Origin of the sequence: Microcystis sp. M49636_WE2 (assembly GCF_030065375.1) — a bacterium.
Taxonomy (GTDB): domain Bacteria; phylum Cyanobacteriota; class Cyanobacteriia; order Cyanobacteriales; family Microcystaceae; genus Microcystis; species Microcystis aeruginosa_C.
The window spans coordinates 1-3,226 of record NZ_JASJFG010000122.1; the positions used below are offsets into that span (position 1 = coordinate 1).

The window sequence follows — 3,226 nt, forward strand, 5'->3', positions numbered from 1 at the left end:
CCATTCCCCAGACAAAAAGGATAGGTTTTTCAAAGTTCTCTAAACCTGTCTCAATTTCTGCCATAGTTTTCGATAGGTTTAAATTGCGAATCGTGGCCAGTAAAGCGCGACCCACTGCCGAAGTTTTTAGATAAGGTTGACGGAAAATAGCCAGATCTGCATCACTAATCACAAAACCGCTACCAGTTTCTAAAGTACGATCGACTAATAAGGGGTCTTGAGTCGCCATATCTCCGAGGAAAGGTAGCCCCCATTGTTTCATTATCCAGGGTAATTTAACATCACTGGAGAGGGGAGTATTTAAAACGATCAAGCGCTCAATTTTATCGGGATTTTCTAGGGCGTATTGTAAACCGACGGAGGCTAAAAAACCCTGGACAATCAGGGAGATTTTCGGCAATTGGAGAGCTTGAATAAAATCGGCCAAGGCTTGACAAAAAGCGCTAGGTGTGTAGGCGAAATCTCTGGCATCGGGTTTAGCGGATAAACCGGAACCGATCCAATCGGGGGCAATGGCATTAATGTTATATTCTTCTAAACTGGTCAATAATTCCCGCCAAATATAGCCATGGGCGGGTAAACCATGGAGTAGGATCACGGGGGTTGTGTCCGGTTGTTGAGCGGGGTTAACCTGTCGATAAAACCACTTGAGAGAGCCGACTTCGAGAAAGCTTTCTAAAATAGCCATGGTTAATGGGGGATTAATAATCATTAACCATTGTCTAACGTCTAGGAACCGATCGCACCGGCAAATTTTCCACCCCGGCAGTTATAGGGAGCTTGCGTCGAGACTTTGTGCTTCTCCGGGGGTTAAGGGCAAATGAAGACCGCATTCTTGTTTTAAACCCTTGAAACGGGTGTCTCGTTCGTTGCTATCATCGGCGGTTAAAGGCCGACTGGAGTGCCAATCGCCGACGGAGACATAACCCAGATCAAAATAGGGATGGTAGGGGAGATCGTATTTAGTCAGATACTGGTATATGGTTTTGGCATTCCAGTCAAGGATCGGTAATATTTTGTAACGTTCGCCCTGTTGATTGACCCATTGGAGAGTTTTGCGGTGGTCGGTTTGGTCGCGACGTAAACCGGCTAACCAAGCGGTGGCCTTTAATTCCTTCAGGGCCCGTTGCATCGGCTCCACCTTGCGGATTTTGTCGTAGAGATTGAGGGAGTCGAGATCGTTATTTGACCACAATTTACCGTGGATTGCTTCCATGCGGGCGGGACTGAGGGGAGATTGATAAACTTTCAGGTTTAAATGGAGGCGTTGGCTTAATTCTTCGGCAAATTGATAGGTTTCCGGAGGAAGATAGCCGGTATCGATCCAAATGATGGGAATATCGGGGATAATTGCGGTGACGAGGTGCAACATCACCGCCGCTTGAATGCCGAAACTGGTACTCATCACTAAACCTTCCCCAAAGGTGGCCGCGCTCCAAGCGACGATTTCTGCGGCGTTAGCGGAGTCAAAACGTTGATTAATTCTGGCGAGGTCGAGGGATAGAAGGGAGGAAGAAGACCGGTCGGCAGTGGCGATGAAGGCGGTTTCTAGGGCCTGTGGATGAGAATTAAGCAAGTGTAAATCTGGCATTCTGGCTAAGATTTAAGGTGTACAGTAGCGGCGGATACTGATAGAGTCCAATCTATCCCTGTGATTGGATTATAGCATTGAGCCATTGGCCCGTTCTAGCTATTCCTTTTCCTTTCCAGAGCCGGGTTATTCGATCGAGGATAATGGAACTATCAGACCTCAATTGTATCTTAGTCGCTGATTTCAGGATAATTAGACCCTCAGCCCCGCTACTGCTAGAAAAGTTACTATTTAGGGTCTGCTGAAAAAGTTTTTCGTGGGGACAGGGTGTGGGGTGTGGGGTATGGGGTGTAGGGTGTAGGGTTTTACCGATTTTGAGGGGGTCAATTACCTAATTTTCAGGGAAAAAGTCCCTGAATTTTCCCCCCGATCACTCCCATATTTGCTACTTTTTGATTGACAAAAAGTCTAAAAGTCTTAGCCAACAAGGTTTTTAGATTTATTCAGCAAACCATATTTAGTAATTCTTTACTTTAAGTTAAGAAACTTATCTAAGGCTAGAACCATATTCGGCGGCCAACGGCGCACGCTTTTTACCCAGTCGAGGTCTTGATAGCGGGTATCCATGCCGACGGCGGCTACCCAATTGCTTTCCGCTTCTCCCTGTTGTCCTTGGGTCCATAAAACGGCGCTTAAGGCGGCTCTGACATCGGGGAACATGGGGTATTTGCGGGCAATATTCCGCATTTTTTGGACTGCTTCGGGATATCTGCCCAATTCGTACAGGGCCAGAGCCAGATTAGCTTGCGCCCAGGCAAAATTCGGGGCTAGTTGAGTGGCTTGGCGATAGTCTTTGACGGCGGCTTCCCAGTCCCCTAAACCGCCTTCGGCGTTGCCGCGATTGTTATAGGCAAAGGCATCATTGGGATCTAGTTCTAAAACTTTATTATAATCGGCGATCGCTTCTTGATATCTGCCTTCTCCCTCTAAAGCGGTGCCGCGATTGAGGTAGGGATCGGGGGCATCGGGGGCAATGGCGATCGCTTGGTTAAAATCAGCGATCGCATCCTCTAATTTATTGAGGCTGACTCTGGCATTGCCGCGATTACTCCAGACGGCGGGGTTAGTGGGGAATTTGGCGACTAATTCGGTCCAATAGTTTTCGGCCTGGGCGTAATCGCCTTTTTCTGTGGCTTCTAGGGCTTTTTCGGCGATAACTTCCCCTTCTCTAATCTGTTCTTCGCTAATAGTCGGGCTATCGGCATAAGCCGCTATGGGTAGGGCAAAAAAGAGCAATAGACTCAATACACAAGCGGTGATCCAACGCATAATTACTTCATAATTTGTTACTTAATCTTTTCTCAATCTACCCTACTTAGGTGAACTCTGCCCTAGATAGTCTTGATAGCCTAGTCGTTGAAGATTGCTTTGTTTTTCGAGGACGGAATCGGTGAGGGATTGACGATAGGCGATAACTTGCTCTAAAAGATCAGCATTACCAGTGGCGAGAATTTGAACCGCTAAAAGTCCGGCATTTTTGGCATTACCGATCGCCACCGTGGCCACGGGAATGCCTGCGGGCATCTGTACAATTGAATAGAGAGAGTCTAACCCTTGTAAAGTGCGCGTGACTACGGGAACTCCAATCACGGGTAAGGGGGTTAAAGATGCCACCATCCCGGGTAAATGGGCAGC

4 protein-coding genes are annotated in these 3,226 nt (G+C 47.6%); all 4 read right to left on the bottom strand.

Annotated features, from left to right (window positions below; translation table 11 throughout):
* A partial coding sequence (locus PX484_RS02845) for an alpha/beta fold hydrolase (RefSeq protein WP_288102785.1) occupies positions 1–712 on the bottom strand: 712 nt, incomplete at its 3' end.
* A 57-nt stretch (positions 713–769) separates the two neighbouring features.
* Positions 770–1,591 (bottom strand): phosphoadenosine phosphosulfate reductase, encoded by an 822-nt coding sequence (cysH, locus tag PX484_RS02850; protein ID WP_287765449.1) that lies wholly within the window; start codon positions 1,589–1,591, stop codon positions 770–772.
* 468 nt (positions 1,592–2,059) lie between these two features.
* Positions 2,060–2,860, bottom strand: coding sequence for a tetratricopeptide repeat protein (locus PX484_RS02855; protein WP_287765446.1), 801 nt, complete (start codon positions 2,858–2,860; stop codon positions 2,060–2,062).
* Between the two features lie 42 nt (positions 2,861–2,902).
* Positions 2,903–3,226, bottom strand: a 324-nt coding sequence (locus PX484_RS02860) for a 5-(carboxyamino)imidazole ribonucleotide mutase (RefSeq protein ID WP_288102787.1), incomplete at its 5' end; no start/stop codon positions are given.

Excerpts from the sequence above, each read along its gene's own strand:
- cysH (WP_287765449.1), bottom strand. The coding sequence starts at position 1,591 with ATGCCAGATTTACACTTGCTTAATTCTCATCCACAGGCCCTAGAAACC.
- PX484_RS02855 (WP_287765446.1), bottom strand. The coding sequence starts at position 2,860 with ATGCGTTGGATCACCGCTTGTGTATTGAGTCTATTGCTCTTTTTTGCC.